General features: G+C 53.2%; 16 protein-coding genes. 5 read left to right on the forward strand and 11 right to left on the reverse strand.

The annotated features are described in order from the left end of the window. Positions 1 to 13: 13 nt before the first annotated feature. Positions 14 to 1,816 carry an aspartate--tRNA ligase gene (gene aspS, locus Q0824_RS03480; RefSeq protein WP_298447558.1) on the reverse strand — a complete coding sequence of 601 codons (1,803 nt, stop codon included), beginning with the start codon at positions 1,814 to 1,816 and terminating at the stop codon, positions 14 to 16. Positions 1,817 to 2,027: 211 nt separating this feature from the next. Here aspS and fabR point away from each other — a divergent pair, with 211 nt between their 5' ends. Then, a complete protein-coding gene (fabR, locus tag Q0824_RS03485; protein ID WP_298447559.1) occupies positions 2,028 to 2,651 on the forward strand; it encodes an HTH-type transcriptional repressor FabR in 624 nt (207 codons plus the stop codon). A gap of 23 nt (positions 2,652 to 2,674) precedes the next feature. Here fabR and Q0824_RS03490 read toward each other — a convergent pair whose 3' ends face one another. The 9 genes from Q0824_RS03490 to guaB all read right to left on the reverse strand — a co-directional run bounded on the left by Q0824_RS03490 (position 2,675) and on the right by guaB (position 14,249). Continuing rightward, positions 2,675 to 3,106, reverse strand: coding sequence for an HIT family protein (locus Q0824_RS03490; RefSeq protein WP_298447561.1), 432 nt, complete (start codon positions 3,104 to 3,106; stop codon positions 2,675 to 2,677). Positions 3,107 to 3,128: 22 nt separating this feature from the next. Beyond that, positions 3,129 to 4,472: a UDP-glucose/GDP-mannose dehydrogenase family protein gene (locus Q0824_RS03495; protein ID WP_298447562.1), complete on the reverse strand. Its 1,344-nt coding sequence runs from the start codon at positions 4,470 to 4,472 to the stop codon at positions 3,129 to 3,131. Positions 4,473 to 4,509: 37 nt separating this feature from the next. Then, a complete protein-coding gene (galE, locus tag Q0824_RS03500) occupies positions 4,510 to 5,505 on the reverse strand; it encodes a UDP-glucose 4-epimerase GalE (RefSeq protein WP_298447564.1) in 996 nt (331 codons plus the stop codon). A 6-nt stretch (positions 5,506 to 5,511) separates the two neighbouring features. Then, positions 5,512 to 6,015: a tRNA adenosine(34) deaminase TadA gene (gene tadA, locus Q0824_RS03505; RefSeq protein WP_298447566.1), complete on the reverse strand. Its 504-nt coding sequence runs from the start codon at positions 6,013 to 6,015 to the stop codon at positions 5,512 to 5,514. A 133-nt stretch (positions 6,016 to 6,148) separates the two neighbouring features. Further along, the gene (locus Q0824_RS03510; RefSeq protein ID WP_298447568.1) at positions 6,149 to 7,081 is read right to left on the reverse strand and encodes a formate/nitrite transporter family protein; all 933 of its coding nucleotides are present in this window, start codon (positions 7,079 to 7,081) and stop codon (positions 6,149 to 6,151) included. 141 nt (positions 7,082 to 7,222) lie between these two features. Then, entirely contained in the window at positions 7,223 to 8,788 is a 1,566-nt protein-coding gene (locus tag Q0824_RS03515) for a phospholipase D family protein (protein ID WP_298447569.1), read from the reverse strand. 77 nt (positions 8,789 to 8,865) lie between these two features. Further along, positions 8,866 to 10,914, reverse strand: a complete 2,049-nt coding sequence (locus Q0824_RS03520) for a bifunctional diguanylate cyclase/phosphodiesterase (RefSeq protein ID WP_298447571.1) — start codon at positions 10,912 to 10,914, stop codon at positions 8,866 to 8,868. Between the two features lie 231 nt (positions 10,915 to 11,145). Then, a complete protein-coding gene (gene guaA, locus Q0824_RS03525) occupies positions 11,146 to 12,723 on the reverse strand; it encodes a glutamine-hydrolyzing GMP synthase (protein WP_298447573.1) in 1,578 nt (525 codons plus the stop codon). 62 nt (positions 12,724 to 12,785) lie between these two features. Then, positions 12,786 to 14,249 carry an IMP dehydrogenase gene (guaB, locus tag Q0824_RS03530; RefSeq protein WP_298447575.1) on the reverse strand — a complete coding sequence of 488 codons (1,464 nt, stop codon included), beginning with the start codon at positions 14,247 to 14,249 and terminating at the stop codon, positions 12,786 to 12,788. 223 nt (positions 14,250 to 14,472) lie between these two features. On the opposite strand from guaB, the gene xseA reads away from it, so the two are divergent. The 3 genes from xseA to Q0824_RS03545 all read left to right on the forward strand — a co-directional run bounded on the left by xseA (position 14,473) and on the right by Q0824_RS03545 (position 18,132). After that, positions 14,473 to 15,828, forward strand: coding sequence for an exodeoxyribonuclease VII large subunit (gene xseA, locus Q0824_RS03535; RefSeq protein ID WP_298447577.1), 1,356 nt, complete (start codon positions 14,473 to 14,475; stop codon positions 15,826 to 15,828). A 119-nt stretch (positions 15,829 to 15,947) separates the two neighbouring features. After that, entirely contained in the window at positions 15,948 to 17,822 is a 1,875-nt protein-coding gene (locus Q0824_RS03540; protein WP_298447579.1) for a propionyl-CoA synthetase, read from the forward strand. Between the two features lie 100 nt (positions 17,823 to 17,922). Further along, on the forward strand, positions 17,923 to 18,132 hold the full coding sequence (locus Q0824_RS03545; RefSeq protein WP_200200918.1) for a cold-shock protein: 210 nt from the start codon (positions 17,923 to 17,925) through the stop codon (positions 18,130 to 18,132). A gap of 82 nt (positions 18,133 to 18,214) precedes the next feature. Here the strand turns inward: Q0824_RS03545 and leuA are convergent, their stop codons facing one another. Next, positions 18,215 to 19,921, reverse strand: coding sequence for a 2-isopropylmalate synthase (gene leuA, locus Q0824_RS03550; protein ID WP_298447581.1), 1,707 nt, complete (start codon positions 19,919 to 19,921; stop codon positions 18,215 to 18,217). Between the two features lie 146 nt (positions 19,922 to 20,067). Between leuA and Q0824_RS03555 the strand changes: the two genes are divergently transcribed. After that, positions 20,068 to 20,565, forward strand: coding sequence for an Lrp/AsnC family transcriptional regulator (locus tag Q0824_RS03555; RefSeq protein WP_298447582.1), 498 nt, complete (start codon positions 20,068 to 20,070; stop codon positions 20,563 to 20,565). Positions 20,566 to 20,592: the final 27 nt, after the last annotated feature.

Genomic DNA, 20,592 nt, shown 5'->3' on the forward strand with positions numbered 1-20,592 from the left:
GTTATTGCTTTATTTACTCTTCGCCAGTGGTTGGCGCATTGCCTTCAACGGGCTTTACCGGCTTACGCAAGCGAATGTGCAGCTCACGCAGCTGCTTTTCATCCACTTCACCCGGCGCTTGCGTCATCAGGCACGTTGCGCTCTGGGTTTTCGGGAAGGCGATCACATCCCGAATCGAGCTGGAACCGGTCATCAACATGATCAGTCGATCCAGACCGAACGCCAAGCCACCATGGGGCGGGCAACCGTACTTGAGCGCATCAAGCAAGAAGCCGAACTTGGCGCGAGACTCTTCTTCACTAATGCCCAGAATACGGAACACTTCTTTCTGCATGGTGTCACTGTGAATACGAATAGAACCACCACCCAACTCGGTTCCGTTAAGAACCATATCGTAGGCCCGTGACAGAGCCGTTTCCGGATTGTTAGCCAACTCTTCGGGGCTGCAGCTTGGCGCAGTGAACGGGTGGTGAATGGCAGTCAGGCCGCCATCCGGCAGAACTTCAAACATCGGGAAGTCCACTACCCACATAGGTGCCCACTCGCAAGTAAGCAATTTCAGGTCGTGACCAACACGAATGCGCAGCGCGCCGAGCGCTTCGTTAACAACCGTAGTTTTGTCTGCACCGAAGAACACGATATCACCATCTTCTGCACCGGCACGTTCAATAACGGCCATGGCAACATCATCACCCAGGAACTTGACGATGGGCGATTGCAAGCCTTCCACGCCTTTGGCTAGCTCGTTCACCTTGATGTACGCCAGGCCTTTTGCGCCATAGATGCCAACAAACTTGGTGTATTCGTCGATCTGCTTGCGGCTCAGCTCGCCACCCTTGGGCACGCGCAGGGCTGCAACACGGCCTTTTGGATCATTTGCCGGGCCGGCAAACACCTTGAAATCAACACCAGCAACCAGATCGCCCACATCCTGAAGCTCAAGCGGGATACGCAGATCCGGCTTATCGCTACCAAAACGATCCATGGCCTCAGCGTATGGCATGCGGGGGAACGCAGGCAGTTCAACATTCATGACATCTTTGAACAGGGCGCGAATCATGCCCTCGTTCAGGTTCATCAAATCTTCTTCGTTTATGAATGATGCCTCGATATCTACCTGGGTGAATTCAGGCTGGCGATCGGCACGCAAATCTTCGTCACGGAAACACTTGGCAATCTGGTAGTAGCGATCAACGCCCGACACCATCAGCATCTGTTTGAACAGCTGAGGCGATTGCGGAAGCGCAAAGAAAGAACCTTCGTGAGTACGGCTCGGCACCAGATAGTCACGGGCACCTTCGGGCGTTGCGCGGGTCAGGATGGGGGTTTCCACATCCATGAAGCCGTTGCTGTCGAGGTAGTTACGGATATAACTGGTTACCCGTGAACGGAAACGCAAGCGGTTCAGCATTTCCGGGCGACGCAGGTCGACAAAGCGATAGCGCAGGCGCACGTCTTCGCCTACGTCTACGTGCTCATCCAGCGGGAACGGGGGTGTTGCAGCAGCGTTCAGGATTGTTACTTCTTTACCAAGAAGCTCAACCTGGCCTGTCGACATGTTGCTATTCTCGGTGCCGGCGGGCCGGCGGCGAACCAACCCGGTAACCTTCACCACGTATTCACTGCGCACCTTTTCAGCGAGCGCAAAGCTTTCCTCAGTGTCCGGATCTACCACAACTTGCGCAATACCGTCCCGGTCGCGCAGATCAAGGAAGATAACCCCACCATGGTCGCGGCGGCGGTGTACCCATCCGCAAAGTGTAACTTCCTGATCAATGTGAGATTCGTTGATCCCACCGCAATAATGACTGCGCATACCGGTTCCCGTAGTGTCTGGTGTAAGTGTTTGGTGTCTGAGAATAAAGTCCGAAAGCCGCCCATTATAAACATAATGGCAGTGAAAATCAGGCCTGTTTAGCCCCGAACAAAAAACAGCAAAATACCCCGACGCAGTCGTTGTTCAAAGGTTCCCTCGCGGTGAACAGACCGCTAGACTACTGCCCTCACGCATGATTGGAGCCGCAACCTTGTCAACCAGAGCCGAGCAGAAACTTCTCACCCGGCGTTCCCTTATGGATGCGGCACTCGCCCAGTTGAGCCCGGACCGAGGATTTGGAAGCCTTAGCCTGCGTGAAGTCGCAAGGGAGGCCGGCATTGCGCCAACGTCTTTCTATCGCCACTTTGTCGATCTGGATGAGCTGGGGTTGGTGCTCGTAGACGAAGGCGGCGTGGCTTTGCGGCAGTTAATGCGCCAGGCCCGCAAACGCATCGCGAGGGATGGCAGCGCTATCTCAACCTCTGTTGAAACCTTCATGGAGTATCTTGGTAAGAACGCCAACCTGTTCCGGCTAATGCTCAGGGAACGCACGGGCGGCTCCAAACCCTTCCGAACAGCCATCAAAGCCGAGATTGATCATTTCGTAACAGAGTTGGCCGACGACTTGCGGCGATTTGCAGACGAGCAAAACAAGCCTTTGTCTGATGCACGAGTGGTCGCTGAGGCGATGGTAACACTGGTATTCAACCAGGGAGCCGACGCGCTGGATGCGACACAGAAAGAGCGGGAGGAGCTGACAATCAAACTAAAAACCGAACTCAGGATGATTCTGATCGGCTCGCAAATGATGGCCCGGCACGCATCCATACGATAAAGCCCGCTGGCGAGCAAAAATGCTCAGCAAGCGGCGATTTCAGACAATACAGTCGCCAAAGAAAGCCTGACTTCCGCCAGTTCATGCTCTTCGTAAGGAACCGGTGGCTGCTTACCCCACACGGGGCCCGGCCAGGCCGGATCACCCTCAAAACGGACGATGTGATGCAGGTGTAGCTGGGGAACCATATTCCCGAGCGCGGCCACGTTCATTTTGACACCACCAAAGGTTACCATCATGCCGCGACTGAGTGCTGAGGATTCGCGCATCAGCTGGTGCTGCTGCTCCGGGCTTAACTGGTAGATCTCACGAATGCCGGCAAGCGCCGGCACCAGCAAAACCCAGGGCCAGGTTTTATCGTTCATCAGCCTGATTTCGCAGAGGCTGGTACGGCCAAGACTAACGGTATCGACAGCCAGCCGCTCATGAAGACGAAATTCCTGATCCTGAGTCATCACCGCGCTCCTACCTGCCAGTTTACTTCGACTGGAATTGATTACGACCGCGACCGATGGCGTAGTAAATCAATCCGTGGCGATCCAATATTTCCGGCTCGTAAAGATTTCGGCCGTCAAATATGACAGGCTCGCGCAGTGTAGATTTGATGGCGTCGAAATCCGGAGAACGGAATTCTTTCCACTCCGTACAAATCGCCAGTACGTCTGCACCGCGAAGTGTCTGCTCTTTCGTACCGCAAAGCGTCAAACCTTCGTGATCACCGTAGATGCGCTGGGTTTCTTCCATGGATTCCGGATCAAACGCCTGAACAGTAGCGCCAGCCTTCCAGAGATCTTCCATCAACGTGCGTGCTGAAGCTTCGCGCATGTCGTCGGTATTTGGCTTGAACGCCAAACCCCAGATTGCGACGACCTTCCCTTTCAAGTCGCCATCGAAATAATGGCTGATCTTGTCAAACAGCACGTGCTTCTGAGCGTAGTTCACTGCTTCTACAGCATTGAGCAAACGGGCATCGTACCCGGAGTTTGCAGCGGTCCGGGCCAGCGCCTGAACATCTTTGGGAAAACACGATCCACCGTAACCACAACCCGGATAGATAAAGTGGTAACCGATCCGCGGGTCTGAGCCTATGCCGCGGCGGACCGCTTCAATATCGGCACCCAAACGCTCAGCCAGGTTGGCTATCTCGTTCATGAAACTGATTTTGGTCGCCAGCATGGAGTTGGCTGCGTACTTGGTCAGTTCGGCAGAGCGGATATCCATGAAAATCATACGATCGTGGCTACGGTTGAACGGGTAATACACTTCCCGCAGCAGGTCCGCTGCCTTTTCGCTATCCGTGCCGATGATGATGCGGTCGGGCTTCATAAAATCGTTGATCGCCGCGCCTTCCTTGAGGAACTCGGGGTTGGAAACCACATCAAACTCGAGGTCCAGACCACGGCTATCAAGCTGCGCTTTTACTGCGTTGGCTACCTTATCGCCAGTACCAACCGGTACCGTGGATTTATCCACGATAACTTTATAGTCGTCCATGTACTGGCCGATAGACTTGGCGACCGCTGTCACATACTGCATATCCGCGGAGCCATCTTCATCCGGCGGTGTACCCACAGCGATGAACTGGAGCGTGCCGTGCTTCACAGCTTCCTGAACATCCGTTGTGAAGGCCAGGCGCCCGGCTTCCACCGTATGTTTTACGATGTTGTCGAGCCCGGGCTCAAAAATAGGTATCTGGCCATTCTTCAGCTTGTCGATCTTTGCCTGATCAACGTCCATGCACAGCACTTCATGGCCAACATCTGCCAGACACGCTCCGGTAACAAGCCCGACATAACCGGTACCAAAAATCGTTATTTTCATCCGTTAAATCCCGATATTTTAAATTAAAAACAGTCTATTACTGGCCAGCCGCTTCTTTCTTCTTCTGCCAGATCGCTTCCCAGGCCAACGCAGTGCCAACAATTGTTTCCAGATTATCGTAGGCAGGCTGCCAGCCGAGGGTCTTTTTAATCAGTGCATTATCTGCCATCAACGCTCCGGGGTCACCGGCCCTGCGGCCCGTTTCAGCTACCGGAAAACCAACACCGGACTGTTTGCGAACCACATCAATCACTTCGCGCACCGTAAACCCACGACCATAACCGCAGTTCATGACTTTCGACTCGCCACCACCGGCCATATAATCCAGCGCCATAACATGGGCGCTTGCGAGGTCTTCCACGTGAATGTAATCCCGCACGCAGGTGCCATCGCTGGTGTCATAGTCTGTGCCAAAGATGCTCATGCCGTCACGCTGCCCGGTTACGCATTCACAGGCGACTTTGATCAGGTGGGTTGCTTCCGGTGTTGCCTGGCCGAGTATGCCATCCGGATTAGCGCCAGCCACATTGAAGTAGCGCAGCACAACATAATTAAGGCCAGAAGCGGCAGCCAAATCCATAATCATCCGCTCGCTCATCATCTTGGATGCGCCATAGGGATTGATGGGGGCAAGGGGCAAATCTTCCGTAAGAACCGTCTGTTCAGGCATGCCGTAAACCGCGGCAGTTGAGGAAAATACCATGTACGGTACTTTGAACTTATCTACTGCCTTAAGCAGATTAAGGGTGTTGCGGGTGTTGTTGCCGTAGTACTTGAGCGGGTTAGTCATAGACTCCGGCACCACAATATTGGCGGCGAAGTGCAGGACAGCTTCAAATTTGTGGTTGGAAAACACCTGATCAATCTCGGCTTCGTTGGCCAGGTCACCTACAACCAGCTCGCCGGCAGTGACAGCCCAGCGGTACCCCGTTGAGAGATTATCAAAAACGACAATATCATGGCCGGCCTCGGCCAACTGGCGCACCACATGGCTGCCGATATACCCGGCGCCGCCGGTTACAAGTACTTTCATGCAGAACTACTCCTTCCCTGAATTCTGTTTGCGCCGTTGCCGGATTTCGGCCCGCCTACGGCTGAAAAAGTCGCTGATCACTTGGCTGCATTCATTCTGCAGGATGCCGCCCAACGTTTCCACTTGCCAGTTCAACTGTGGCTCGTCCAATGTGCGCCGTGCAGATTCAACCGCGCCGGCCTTGGGCTCGAGAGCTCCATATACAAGACGACTTATGCGACTGTGCACAATGGCGCCAACACACATGGTGCAGGGTTCTAGGGTGACGTAAAGGGTTGCCCCGGCAAGGCGGTAGTTCCCTATCCTTGCGGCCGCATCACGCAAAGCGCAAATCTCGGCGTGGGCAGTAGGGTCGCAACCGGAAATGGGCACATTGAAGCCCGAACCTAACTCTTTACCGTCGAGAACAACAACCGCACCAACCGGCACCTCTCCCAAAGACGCCCCCCGGTTTGCCAATGTAAGCGCTCGGGCCATCCAGTACTCATCACTGTTTTCTGAAGCGGGCATAAATAGATCTGCTCACGAAGGTTCGGGAGGTACGCTGGTACTCTGATGACCTAGGGACGGCCCAGGCGGAGGCGAAACATTATAACCATGAGTGTGCTAATGGAAAGGCCTTATCCCAGTACGCGGAGCCGCGTTACATTTCTTCATGCACCTGACCATAGGCCAGCATGGCAAATAAACCTGTGCCTCCCAGGATGTTGCCAATCAGTACCGGGAAAATATGATAGCTCAGTGCGGTAAACATATTCATATCGCCATTGAGTACCAGAGTGAAAATCTCGTTTGATCCGGCAATCACATGGGTAAAACCGCCTGCTGCAATCAACCAGGTAAACATGACGATCACCAACACCTCAGACCCCTTCGCTGAAGGCAGCATCCACACCATTGCAGCAATAAAGAATCCGGATGGAATACCGCGCAGGAATGTCTCGACCGGGGTCAGCGTTGCCAAGTGATGGGATATCTCAAGAATCGCTGCGAGGGTTTCGGTGGAAATAATCCCGCTGTTAACACCCATGGCTGCGGTGAGGAATGTACCGAATAAGTTGGCTGTGAGCACAATGCCCCAAAGGCGAGCGCTACATGCAAGAAGGTTCCGCGTCGGTTTAGCCAAAACCGGCAAGACGACCGTGATGGTATTTTCAGTAAACAGCTGAAGCCGGCACAGGATAACCAGTACAAACCCGAACGAATAACCCAAGCTTTCAATCAACGTAAGGTAGGGGTGATCCGAACCAAGATTGGAGCGAATTATTCCTTCAACGAGAACCGAGGTCGAAATTCCGACACCCGCCGCCACACCCGACCACCAGAGTGACATTTTTGGGCGTTGCAGCTCATCTTCGCCCTCTCGCAAAACAATGGAGTAGACCGTCAGAGGTGATAAGTTGCCACGCTCAGCAACAGAATCGCGCTCCTTTGGCGTCAGAGACTTTTCACTAGGCGTTGGCGTTTGTTCGCGAGACTCTCGATCCTGCGCCTTGGCACTCGCCTCTTGATCGTCCGAAGATTTGCCGGCTTTCTTCCCGGAGGCGGCATTTCGATCGGCTTTGGCGTCACTCATTGAACTGTCCTGTGGGCATGTGAAACTGCTCCTGCCAGTGCAAGATTCAGTCGCCTGGGAACTTGCCTCAAGTAACTATAGTAGCAGTGTGCCAGAGTAATGCGTGCCGAATCCCATGGCCAGGCAAGCTAATAGCTGAAACTACAGATATTTCTCGATGGGCAACAAGCTGAAGAAGCCGGATTTGAATCGCCGCCAGAATCCTGTGGCTGGCTCGTGGGTCCAGGATTGCTCTTCGCCCGCTGACCAAAGCAACTCCCCATTGGCCTCTCGGGTTACCTGCCAGCTGTTCTCCGGCGCCATTGCGGCTTCAATGTCGTGCGCAAGCTGCGCTGCCAGCTGGGGGCTGTGGATTACTAACACGGTTTCAGAATTCAGGTAGATCGAACGCAGGTTGATATTAAGCGAACCGATGTACACGATTTTACGATCAAATACTGCGGATTTTGCATGCAAACCCACCATTCCTTCAGTGCAGAAACCCGGCATCTTTATCCAGTTGGAGCAGGCTGCCGCATCCGGCCGCAGTTCATAAAGTTCCAGCCCATTATCGAGCATCGCTCCGCGACGGCGTGCGTAGCCCGCATGGTTCGTGGTTAGGTCGTTTGAGGCCAGGGAATTGGTCAGGGCCAGAACGCGAACACCTCGTGCGCTGATCTGCTCCAGTATATCGAGCTGATCGTCACCCAGAATGAGATACGCGGATTCCGCCAGAATCTCCTCGTCGGTCTGCTCAACGAGTTGGAACAGCGTCTCGGCAGCGCGTTGAGGATGGTCCGTCTCCGTGTCACCATCTACCACCGGCGAATCGAACACCAGCTCCGCTTCCGCCCAAGTTATTTCGGAAAACACCTGGGCCATATACTCAAGCGCTTGAGCTGCATCTTGCGGCGGCACCTGGGTGAGCCCCGTGGTACCGGAAGCACTTGCACGTAGCTGATCCAACTGCGAGCTCAAGCCCGGCTCCTGCTCAGCATCAGGCTCTAATTGGCGAATGGGATAGCTTGATGCGCTGTTCCAGAACGCATCAAAATTTGCAGAAAGGTCAGCAACAATCGGCCCTGCAATGAGAACATCACGGTCGCGAAAATTCGTCTGGGGGTGCAGATCGAAGTACTCATCGCCGATATTACGACCACCCATGATGCCCAAGGCGCCGTCGACTACGAAGGTCTTGTTGTGCATGCGCTGATTTAGGCGCTGAAAGTCGATTACGAAGCTCAGCCATTTACCAATGCCCGTGCGAACCGCAAAGGGATTGTAAATGGAAATCTCGATATTGGGGTGGTGGTCCAGCGCGGAGAGCGTGGTGTCGCGACCGTCCAGGTTCACATCATCGAGCAACAGCCGCACATGCACACCGCGGTCGGCAGCTGCCAAAAGACGCTGTGCCAGATAAGTCCCTGATACATCTAGGTTCCAGATGTAGTACTGAGCATCAATACTTTGTTCGGCAGTTTCTATCAGCGCAGCTCGCTGTAGAAAAGCCTCGCGGCCGGTGTCCTGAATGTAAAATCCCGAATAACCTGATTGACCCTGCAGGTGAGACTGAACCTGACGGCCCAAGCGCGTTTCACCTGGATGGTCAAACGCGTATGACAGCGACTGTTCATTTTGAGGGGGCAACTGGGCGCAGCCCTGCATAAACACGATAACAAGTAGGACAGGAATACTTCTGGCACGCAATGCGTGCTTTGCATCGGTCATCGCCCTGCCAGACAAAAAATGTGAAAAACCATTGCCCCCTCCTCAACCGCTTACCTGCTCAGATCTGACTGACGTATTTATTCACGCCGACATCCAATCATCTCTTTTGCCGGCACAGGCTTACTGAAATGATAACCCTGAGCGACATCACACCCCAATTCGCGCAATAAGGTAAGCTGAGCCGCCGTTTCAACGCCCTCGGCAACAACTTGTAAACCCAAGCTGTGGGCCATAGCTATGGTCGCGGTTACCAGATCCCGATCCTCTTTATTTTTTGTTATGCCACTAACAAAGCTGCGATCAATCTTCAACAGATCGAAGTCATACTGCCGCAAATAGCTTAATGATGAATAGCCTGTTCCAAAGTCATCCATTGATAACCTGACCCCAAGCTGATGAAGTTTTCCTAGCGAATCCTCCACGTAAGATTGCCCCGCCATCAGTACGCCTTCGGTTATTTCGAACTCCAGGCGTTCGGGTCTGAGATTTTCATCCCTCAGCCTTTCTTCAACAAAACTGACCAGCTTTTTGTCTCTGAATTGTCTCGGAGAAAGGTTGACCGCCACGGTATAGCCGCTCCGTGACTCACCCTCCCACTCAACCAGGAACTGTAGCGCTTGTTCAATGACATACTTCCCAATAGGGACAATTGAACCCGTATGCTCAGCAATGGGAATAAACTCATCAGGCCCAACATTGCCCAGTATCGGGTTGTGCCAGCGCAACAGTGCTTCAGCGCCAATAACTTTCCCATCCCTGACATCAAACTTTGGCTGATAGTATACTTCGAACTCATTCCGCTCTAATGCACCATGCAACTGCCCTTCAATCTCCATTCGGCGCATAATCATTTCATTCATTTCACGAGTAAAAAACGAATGAGTGTTTCGGCCTGATGCTTTTGCCTGATACATTGCTATATCCGCATTTCTCAGCAAATCCGTGGCGGTATCACCATTATCGGGATAGATAGAAATCCCGATGCTCGTTGTCAGAATTAGTTCCCGCCCATCAATTCGGAAAGGCTCCCGGAAAGCCGCAAGCAAGTTTTCCACTACGTCAACCACACCCGTGCAGTCAGTCAGGGACTTCAACAAAACAATAAACTCATCGCCGCCTAAACGCCCCACCGTATCTGACTTACGAACACTCAAACTCAGCCTTTTGGCAGCCTCAACAAGCAGTTTATCCCCTACATCGTGCCCCAAGGAATCGTTAACTTTTTTAAAATCATCTATATCCAGAAAAATTACAGCAGCTTTCTCACTTTCCCTCTCCATGTCTTTGATCATTTGGAGTAGGCGATCAAGTGACAAGAATCGATTAGGAAGAGAGGTCAGTGCATCAAAGTAAGCCTGTTTACGGATAAGTTCCGAGGCGGTGTGTTGGTCCGTTATATCCCGGACAATGGCGACAACTTGCTCATGTCTTTCCAAGCTCCTGAGCCGTGCCTCGAAGTATCTGATTTCGCCAGTAAAATCCAGCTCATACTCGAAAGATACAACGCGGCCTGCCTCCAGTGCCTCAATGATCTTTGCCTTAAACTTTAATGCGACATTCCTGGGCAGTATGTCGGCAATATTATTTCCGATAATCCCCTCTGGGCGAACGTAAAGCTGATCAAATCCACCGGCATGATAATTGTTGATATTTCCATTCCCAGACATCAGTAAATACAAATCCGGCGTAGACTCAAATACGGCGCTAAGCCAATTTTCCTTCAATGTGACTTCGGCCTGAGCTTGCTTTACGTCACCCAAACCAATATCAATGCAATACATTTCGCATTCATTGCGCTCATTAATAAACATTGCATGGTTAGAAAACACATTGACAACTTGGCCATCTTTGCTGCGAAGCTCAAGCTCCGAGGCAGGGATTTCGACACCCTTGTGTACCCACTCTTTATGGGCCGCGATAACGCCCTCCCGCATTATCTCTGGGATGATCAGCTCTTCCAGCCTTCTGCCCAACGCTTCTTGTGCAGTGTAGCCATAAAGTAGCTCACTACCTCTATTCCAGTAAATAACTCGGCGTTCTTCGTCATATCCTTGAACAGAAATAGCGTCCACGGCATCAAACAATTGATGGACTGAATCCCTTGTAGCTGGCTGAGGGTTTAACATATCGCTAATTTGCCTGCTTTGTGGTTAGACGAATAAACCGTTACACACTCAACACGTAACAGAGCCCAAATGCCTAATGATGTAGCCTCCAGACCGAGAGTAACAGATGATTCTGGGCACAAGCATCACCATTTCTTAACCACTTGTATGTTCCGGCAGGGACAAAAAACCCCCAGCAAGTGGGGGTGGTGGTTAAGCATCTCTTCACTGCATCAGCAGCCAAGCAATTAACTACTCCCACTCAATCGTAGCAGGAGGCTTGGAAGATACATCATAAGTTACCCGTGACACACCGCTGATCTCGTTGATAATGCGGTTAGACACAGTTTCCAGAAGATCGTACGGCAGGTGCGCCCAACGAGCTGTCATGAAGTCGACGGTTTCAACGGCGCGCAGGGCAATGACCCACTCGTAACGACGGGCATCGCCCACTACGCCCACCGATTTCACCGGAAGGAATACAGCAAACGCCTGGCTGGTCTTGTGGTAAAAGTCTGCGCGGTGCAGTTCTTCCAGGAAGATGGCATCGGCACGGCGAAGAATTTCAGCGTATTCTTTTTTCACCTCACCCAATATGCGCACGCCCAAGCCTGGCCCCGGGAACGGATGACGATAGACCATATCGTATGGCAGGCCCAGTTCGAGACCAATGCGGCGAACTTCATCTTTAAACAGTTCGCGCAGTGGCTCTACCAGCTTCAATTTCATGGTTTCCGGCAGGCCACCCACGTTATGGTGGGATTTGATCACATGGGCCTTGCCGGTTTTAGAGGCGGCCGATTCAATCACGTCCGGATAAATAGTACCTTGAGCCAGCCAGTTCACATCTTTAATGCGAGCGGCTTCTTCATCAAATACATCAATGAAGGTATTACCAATAACCTTACGCTTCTGCTCCGGGTCGCTCACGCCTTTGAGGTTGGTCAGAAAGAGCTCTTCCGCATCAGCCCGGATGACTTTTACACCCATGCTGTTGCCGAACATATCCATTACCTGATCACCTTCGTTGAGGCGAAGCAAGCCGTTATCAACAAACACACAGGTAAGCTGGTCGCCAATAGCCTTGTGCAGCAATGCCGCTGTCACAGAGGAATCCACGCCACCGGACAAGCCCAGAAGTACCTTGTCAGTACCCACCTGCTCGCGAATCTTGGCAACAGCATCATCCACAATCTTGGCGGGAGTCCACAAAGCTTCACAGCCACAAATGGACAGTACAAAGTGTTCAAGAATGCGTTTGCCCTGCAGGGTGTGCGTCACTTCCGGGTGAAATTGCAGCCCGTACAGGTTGCGGGATACGTCTTGCATCGCTGCAATGGGCGCGCTTTCTGTTGAGGCCAGCAGCTCGAAGCCTTCTGGCATAACAACAACTTTGTCGCCATGGCTCATCCACACGTCGAGCAGAGAGTCTCCCGTAGACGTGAGGTGGTCAGTGATGTCTTGTAGCAATGGGCCCTTGGCACGCACTTTCACCTGAGCATAGCCAAATTCACGCTTCTCTGAACTGGCAACCCGGCCACCCAGTTGCTCGGCCATGGTTTGCATGCCGTAGCAGATGCCCAGTATCGGAATGCCGCGATCAAACAGCCCCTCCGGGGCGCGCGGGCAATCCAGCTCTGTCACCGATTCAGGACCACCGGCCAGCAAAATACCTTTCGGGTTGAACTCTTTCAGTTCTTCATCAGTAATATCAAATGCGCGAACTTCGCAGTAAACACCTATTTCGCGCACACGGCGTGCAATTAGCTGAGTGTACTGAGAACCAAAATCCAGAATCAGGATACGGTGGTCGTGAATGTTATTGGCCATAGAGTCCTCGAAAAAAATAAGCTGTGCGGCCCAGATCTGAGCCGCACTCAGGCAGTCTGTTCTCAGCTAACGCGGTAGTTTGGCGCTTCTTTGGTGATGGTGACATCGTGCACGTGGCTCTCACGCATGCCAGCACCGGTAATGCGAACAAACTTGGGCTTGGTGCGCATTTCAGGCATGTTGGCGCTTCCTGTGTAGCCCATGGATGCCCGCAGACCTCCAATCAACTGATGAATGATATTGCGCATGGGGCCTTTGCAGGCAACACGGCCTTCGATACCTTCCGGTACAAGTTTTTCAATACCTTTGCTGGCATCCTGGAAGTAACGGTCACTTGAACCCTGCCCCATGGCTCCCAACGAACCCATACCACGATAGGCTTTGTAACTGCGGCCTTGATAGAGTTCGATTTCGCCAGGCGCTTCATCGGTGCCCGCCAACAAGCTGCCAATCATCACGCAGTGTGCGCCGGCAACAATAGCTTTGGATATATCACCGGAGAAGCGTACACCACCATCAGCAATGATAGGGATATCACGGTCTTTCAGCGCTTCGGCAACGCTGGATACAGCAGAAATCTGCGGTACACCCACGCCGGCAACAATACGGGTAGTACAAATGGAACCGGGGCCTATGCCTACTTTAACAGCATCCACTCCCGCGTCGGCCAATGCGATAGCCGCTTCCCCAGTGGCAATGTTACCGCCGATCACCTGAAGATCCGGATAATGCTTTTTAACCCAGCGAACGCGTTCGATTACGCCTTTTGAGTGGCCGTGAGCTGTGTCTACAACAATCACATCCACGCCGGCATCAGCCAGCGCAATAATGCGTGCTTCTGTGTCACCGCCGGTGCCCACCGCAGCACCTACTCGCAAGCGGCCCTGGCTGTCTTTGCACGCCATCGGGTAATCTTTCGATTTTTGAATATCTTTAGCGGTAATCAGACCGCGAAGCTGGAATTCCGCATTAACCACCAACACTTTTTCGATGCGGTGGCGGTGCAATAGTTCTTTGACTTCGTCCAGGCTGGCGCCTTCTTGCACCGTCACGAGTTTGTCTTTCGGTGTCATGATCTGGTGTACAGGGGTATCCATGCTGCTTTCAAAACGGATGTCGCGACCGGTCACTATGCCAACCAGCTCATTGCCATCAACCACAGGCAAACCGGAAATATTGTTGGCCATGGTGATTTCCACCAGCTCGCGCACGGTGTTTTGCGGGCTAACAGTAATCGGGTCTTTTACTACGCCACTTTCAAACTTCTTCACCCGGCGCACTTCGGCAGCCTGATAGTCCGGGCTCATGTTTTTGTGCATGATGCCTATGCCACCTTCCTGGGCCATGGCAATTGCCAGCTCTGCATCGGTTACCGTATCCATGGCCGCAGATATCAGAGGGATGTTCAGCGTAATATCCCGAGTAAGTTTGGTGCGCAGGTCCACTTGGTGTGGCAAAACCTCGGAATAACCGGGCACCAATAGAACATCATCAAATGTGAGAGCTTCTTCGACAATTCGCAGCATTGGGATCGGCCTTTTGAACGTGCTAAATTTAAACCCTACGAGCAGCACCGATGAATAAACAGGGTGCAGACGCAAAGTAAAATGCGTAATCGGCCTATTATAAAGAGGTGTAGCAGGTCAGTAAACTGCACAATTTCCTGTCATTTACCGCATGCTTTTGAAATTCCAGTAATTTACACTCATATTTTTCGGCTATTGCGTATAAGCCGGTTAGGAGTTTTTGGTGAAAAACGTGTTTCCGGACACCCGGCCCAGGGCGCTCTCCGTCAGCGAGCTGAACCATCAGGCCAGACACCTACTGGAATCCAGCTTCATGCAGGTGTGGGTTGAGGGCGAACTGTCAGGCTTTTCCCGGCCTTCCTCCGGGCATTGGTATTTTTCCCTGAAAGACCAGAAGTGCCAGATTCGCTGCGCCATGTTCCGGGGGCTGAATCAGCGCATTCGCCCCTTACCAAAGGAAGGCGACCAGGTTCGTATTCGCGGCAAAGTTACCCTGTACGAAAACCGGGGCGATTTTCAGATTATTGTTGAACATTTGGAACCCGCCGGCCTTGGCGCACTGCAACAGGCGTTTGAAGAGCTAAAGCATAAACTGCAGTCAGAAGGCTTGTTCGAGGTGGGCCGTAAAAAACCGATCCCGACCTTGCCTGCCCATATCGGTGTTGTCACCTCCCCTACCGGCGCCGCCATACACGATATTCTCACCGTTCTGGCAAGACGCTGCCCTGCCATACCGGTCACCCTCTACCCCACAACCGTGCAAGGCAAGCCGGCTACAGCGGAAATTGTTCGGGCGATAGAGATGGCCCAAGCTCATGGAGTGGCCGATGTTCTGGTTATTGGGCGCGGTGGTGGCTCTCTGGAAGATCTCTGGTGTTTTAACGAAGAGGCCGTAGCTCGAGCTATTGCAGCCTGCGCCATACCCACGGTCAGCGCCGTTGGCCACGAAACAGACGTTACCATTGCCGATTTTGTAGCAGATTTACGGGCACCGACACCATCAGCCGCAGCTGAAAAAATCTCCCCCGACCAAAACGACATGCTCCGACAGGTGAATGATCGCGAGTTCCGCCTGGCTAATGCTGTCAAGCGAGCCCTCCAGCGCCTGAATATAAAACTGGACCATCTCTCTGCGCGTTTGCGCGACCCAAGGCGCGAGCTACTGGAGAAAGCCCAGCGGCTGGACGATCTGGAGATGCGACTGGGCAAAGCCATAGCTCATCGCATGGATCGCTCGCAGGTGGTTAGCGCTCATCTGGCACAACGGCTTGCCATGCAGTCCCCCCGCAAACAACTTGCAAACAGCCGCGAAGCGCTTGATCGATCGTCCCTGCAACTGGGCAAAGCCATGGAACGAATACTGGCAAAACTTCAAGACCGACTGGAACACACCGCAGGCACACTCAACGTTGTAAGCCCCCTGGCCACCCTGGGGCGCGGGTATGCCATCGTTCGCGATAATCAGGGCCGCATCATCCGCAACGCACCCGACCTCGCAGTGGGCGATCAAATCTCCGCGAGGGTTGCAAATGGTACAGTTACCGCCGAGGTCACATCTGCCAGCCATGAAAACGACTGACCCCGCCGCCCCCTAGACTAATCCGATGGTCTACTGGTTCATCGCCTCAAAGCGCATAAAGTTGGATAACTGACAACAAAAACTCCAGCAGGTGCTACACGTACTACGAGGCGAATTGTATGAATTACAACTCAGAGTTCCGGAGATCCATTGATAAACCGGAAGAGTTCTGGCGTGAAAAAGCAGGCGATATTGAATGGATACAACCGCCTGGAGCCATCTGGAAAGCTACTGATAATGGTCATGGCCACTGGTTTCCTGACGCCACACTTAATACGTCTGACGTAGCCCTGGATGCCAACGTTCGAGCTGGGCGGGGTAATCAAAAAGCGCTCATCTACGATTCGCCGGTTACAGGCACCAAGTGCAGCTATACCTATACAGAACTGACGAACGAAGTCGCACGTTTTGCCGGCGCCCTCGCCGCTCAAGGCGTAAGCAAGGGCGATGTGGTCATCATCTATATGCCGATGATTCCGGAAGCCGCCATTGCAATGCTGGCCTGCGCGCGGATCGGTGCAATCCACTCAGTAGTGTTTGGTGGGTTTGCAGCCCACGAGCTCGCAGTCAGAATCAATGACGCGCAGCCCAAGGCGGTGATCACGGCATCCTGCGGTATAGAAGTTGCCAAGGTTATCGAGTACAAACCTCTGGTGGACAAGGCCATTGAGCAGGCATCACACAAGCCCGACTTCTGCGTGGTCTATCAGCGCCCGCAAGTAAAAGCTCAAATGCAGGATGGCCGTGACCACGACTGGAGCGACTTGATGGCCACTGCTGAACCCGTTGAACCGGTTCCAGTGAAGGCGACGGATCCGCTCTACGTTCTGTACACCTCGGGCACCACCGGCAAACCCAAAGGTGTGGTAAGAGACAACGGTGGCCATGCGGTGGCTCTGAAATACAGTATGAAGCTGGTTTATGACGCCAATCCCGGTGACGTGTTCTGGGCAGCCTCAGATGTGGGCTGGGTAGTCGGTCACAGCTATATTGTGTACGCCCCGCTGTTTGCTGGATGCACGACCATACTCTACGAAGGCAAGCCGGTTAGAACCCCCGATGCCGGCGCATTCTGGCGCGTTGTGCAGGAGCACAATGTAAACTTGCTGTTTACCGCTCCAACGGCGTTCCGGGCTGTGCGCAAGGAAGATCCCGAGGCTGATCAGCTTTCACGCTACGACATAAGCTCTCTGAGAAGTATTTATCTGGCAGGTGAACGCCTGGACCCCCCAACCTACGATTGGCTAAGGGAGCATACTCAACTCCCAATATTGGACCACTGGTGGCAAACCGAAACCGGCTGGGCTATTTGCTGCAACCCGGTTGGCATTGAAACCATGCCCACTAAACCGGGCTCGGCAACCTTTCCATCACCTGGCTACAACGTACAGGTTGTAGACACTCGCGGCAGCCACGTGCCCGCCGGTGAGCAAGGCCAGATCGCAGTCAAACTCCCACTTCCACCAGGGTGTCTGGTTACGGTTTGGGGGGATGATCAGCGTTTCCAGAGCAGTTACCTCAACCTGATACCTGGTTTTTACACCTCAGGCGACGGTGGTTACGTAGATGAAGACGGCTATATCTTCGTTATGGGCCGAACTGACGATGTGATCAACGTTGCCGGCCACCGCCTCTCTACGGGTGAAATGGAAGAAGTGGTTGCCTCTCACCCGGCAATTGCAGAGTGCTGCGTGGTAGGAGCCCAGGACGACATGAAGGGGCAGATCCCGCTCGGCCTGGTGCTTGTCAAAGACGGTGCAACCATCGACCACGACGAGCTGGAAGAAGAGCTGGTTGAGATGGTACGAGAGAAAATTGGCGCAATTGCCTGTTTCCGCAGAGCCCTCGTGGTAGACCGCTTGCCGAAAACCCGCTCTGGGAAGATTCTGCGCCGGGTTATCCGCCAGATCGCTGATGGCGAGGAGTATGCGATTCCAAGCACCATCGATGACCCGGCAATTCTCGAGGAAATCAGTGAGCAACTCCGCCGCTGAGATTGATGTTGACGACCTTCAAAGTCGGTCTATACTCAATTTGCTGTGGAAAATCTTCAGTGCCCCGTGGGGGGAAATCTCAGAGATACAGGAAAGTTCAATGTCAGATACAGTAACAGGAACGGTTAAGTGGTTTAACGAAGCCAAAGGTTTTGGCTTTATTGCTCAGGATGGTGGCAGTGACGTTTTCGTACACTACAGCGCCATTACCTCAAGCGGCTTCCGCACTCTGACAGAAGGTCAGCAGGTGCAATTCACCGTAACACAGGGCCCTAAAGGCCCTCAGGCGGAAAACGTAACACCTGTTTAAGGCGTTATTTTTCCTCCCTCTGCCCCTCACGGGTATGAGACCCAACACTAAGCCGGCACTTGTGCCGGCTTAGTGTTGTTGATCAGGCGCTTATAGCGCCTTCGGTATTTTTCTCCGACTTACCTTCCATCGATCCAACAGCTCCGACTGCTTGGGCAACAGCTGAAAACAGTGCTTGCAGCGTCGCAGACGTTGTATCTTCAGCTAAAGCAGCAGCGCTGCAATGCTTGTCTCCTGCTGTCAGGCGTATGCAGGCGAGCGCATTGGCACGGGTACCTTCTCCCAGCGCAAACTCATCGTAAGCTTCTACTGCTATTGCCAACCCGAAACGTTTCTCCAGCGCGGCAGAAACTGCTTCCACCGCCCCTAGTCCTTGCCCCTCAAGCCGCACAGGTGCAGACTCGCGACCAAAGATTACCTCAGCGTGCACGCCCTGCTCATCCCTGCGCAGATCATAGCCGCGCAACGCCCAGTCATCGTGAACGTTCAGGTAGCGCTGATCAAATAGGTTGTGGATAGCCATTGAGTCAATCTCGCCACCGTTCGTTTCTGCAGCCTGCTGAACCACTTTACTGAACTCGATTTGCAACCAGCGCGGCAAGCTGATGTTGTAGTCCCGTTCAAGGACATAAGCCACTCCGCCCTTTCCCGACTGGCTGTTGATGCGAACAACCTCTTCGTATCTGCGCCCCAGATCAAACGGATCAATGGGCAGGTACGCCACATTCCACGCGTCCCCATCTTTTCTCAGAGCCAGGCATTTGCGTATGGCATCCTGATGGCTACCGGAGAAGGCCGTGAACACCAGCTCACCCGCGTAAGGGTGGCGCGGGTGGGTGGAGATTTCGGTACAAGCCTCAACGACCTCGGTGATTTCGGCCATGCCCGACAAGTCCAGCATCGGGTTGATGCCCTGGGAGTACAGGTTCATTGCCATGGTCACCAAGTCCATATTGCCTGTGCGCTCGCCGTTGCCCATCAGCGTGCCTTCCACGCGATCGGCACCAGCCATCACCGCCAACTCGGCCGCAGCCACGCCACAACCCCGGTCGTTGTGGGTGTGAACGCTGATACTGATGTGCTCCCGATGGCGAATGTTATCGCATACCCATTCAATCTGATCCGCAAACACGTTCGGTGTGGACATTTCTACGGTTGCAGGCAAGTTGATGATAACCGGCTGCCCTTCATCTGGCCGCCATACCGCAGATACCGCATCAATCACATCAACGGCAAAATCCAGTTCTGTGCCGGTGAAGCTCTCAGGGGAATACTGGAATGTCCACTCGGTTTCCGGGTGCTGTGCCGCCAGGTCTTTAACCACTTGCGCGCCGTTCACTGCTATCGCGCGAATGCCCGCACGATCCAACCCGAACACCTGTTCCCGCTGCACCGTTGAGGTAGAGTTATAAACGTGAACGATGGCGCGCTTGGCACCTTTAAGCGCTTCGTAAGTGCGCTCGATCAACTCAGGGCGCGCCTGGGTGAGAACCTGGATTTTCACATCCTCTGGAATCCGGTTTTCCTCAATCAGTTTTCGGCAAAAATCAAAATCCGGCTGACTGGCGGCGGGAAAGCCGATTTCGATCTCTTTGAACCCAAGCTTTACCAGCAAATCGAACAGGCGCTGTTTCTGGGCAACGTTCATGGGCTTAACCAGTGCCTGGTTGCCATCGCGAAGATCCACCGCGCACCAAGCAGGTGCCTTTTCGATAACCTGATCTGGCCAACGTCGGTCTGGTTTAGCGACCGGACGGAAGGCCACATATTTGCGATGATCAAAAGCCATGTTTGTTGTGCTCCGTTGCAGTTCAGATGTATTCCAGTAATAACATCAGTTTAACGCTTTAGCGGCGGCATTCGATTGCGAACTTACGCCAAGAAGCGTAGTTTATTAGTGATATATTTCACGTCAGCCCGGGTATTAGCAACATTATGCTCAAGAACAAAGAAACCCTCATACAAATTGATAAAATAGACCGGCGCATTCTTGCCCAGATTCAGAACGATGCCTCTTTAACCAACCAGCAGCTCGCAGAAAAAGTGGGCTTATCCCCGTCTCCTTGCCTGAGACGGGTGCGCGCGCTTGAAGATGCCGGCATTATTGTGCGCACGGTTACTGTGCTCGATCACAAAAAGCTTGGCCTTTCGCTAACGGCAATTATTCTGATCGGGATGGATCGGCATACACCTGAACGCTTTGCAGCCTTTGAAGAACAGGTGAGCGAATACCCTGAGATTCTCGAATGCTATCTGGTGACAGGCCACGATGCGGATTACATGCTGAAGGTGGTGGTACCAGACATGGATCACTACCACCACTTTCTGCTTAACCGTATTACCCGGATTCAGGGGGTCAGCGGCGTTCACTCCAGCTTCGTATTGAAACGTGTGCTGGACAGCACCGCCCTACCCCTGGGCTATTTGTCCTGATACCACATTCACTATCTGTACCTTGTG

It is taken from the genome of uncultured Marinobacter sp. (assembly GCF_947488835.1).
GTDB lineage: Bacteria > Pseudomonadota > Gammaproteobacteria > Pseudomonadales > Oleiphilaceae > Marinobacter.

Bases quoted from the DNA above. Each gene is read 5' to 3' on its own strand.
- aspS (WP_298447558.1), bottom strand. From the start codon at position 1,816: ATGCGCAGTCATTATTGCGGTGGGATCAACGAATCTCACATTGATCAG.
- Q0824_RS03490 (WP_298447561.1), bottom strand. From the start codon at position 3,106: ATGACTCAGGATCAGGAATTTCGTCTTCATGAGCGGCTGGCTGTCGAT.
- Q0824_RS03495 (WP_298447562.1), bottom strand. From the start codon at position 4,472: ATGAAAATAACGATTTTTGGTACCGGTTATGTCGGGCTTGTTACCGGA.
- galE (WP_298447564.1), bottom strand. From the start codon at position 5,505: ATGAAAGTACTTGTAACCGGCGGCGCCGGGTATATCGGCAGCCATGTG.
- tadA (WP_298447566.1), bottom strand. From the start codon at position 6,015: ATGCCCGCTTCAGAAAACAGTGATGAGTACTGGATGGCCCGAGCGCTT.
- Q0824_RS03510 (WP_298447568.1), bottom strand. From the start codon at position 7,081: ATGAGTGACGCCAAAGCCGATCGAAATGCCGCCTCCGGGAAGAAAGCC.
- Q0824_RS03515 (WP_298447569.1), bottom strand. From the start codon at position 8,788: ATGACCGATGCAAAGCACGCATTGCGTGCCAGAAGTATTCCTGTCCTA.
- Q0824_RS03520 (WP_298447571.1), bottom strand. From the start codon at position 10,914: ATGTTAAACCCTCAGCCAGCTACAAGGGATTCAGTCCATCAATTGTTT.
- guaA (WP_298447573.1), bottom strand. From the start codon at position 12,723: ATGGCCAATAACATTCACGACCACCGTATCCTGATTCTGGATTTTGGT.
- guaB (WP_298447575.1), bottom strand. From the start codon at position 14,249: ATGCTGCGAATTGTCGAAGAAGCTCTCACATTTGATGATGTTCTATTG.
- Q0824_RS03540 (WP_298447579.1), top strand. From the start codon at position 15,948: ATGAATTACAACTCAGAGTTCCGGAGATCCATTGATAAACCGGAAGAG.
- Q0824_RS03545 (WP_200200918.1), top strand. From the start codon at position 17,923: ATGTCAGATACAGTAACAGGAACGGTTAAGTGGTTTAACGAAGCCAAA.
- leuA (WP_298447581.1), bottom strand. From the start codon at position 19,921: ATGGCTTTTGATCATCGCAAATATGTGGCCTTCCGTCCGGTCGCTAAA.
- Q0824_RS03555 (WP_298447582.1), top strand. From the start codon at position 20,068: ATGCTCAAGAACAAAGAAACCCTCATACAAATTGATAAAATAGACCGG.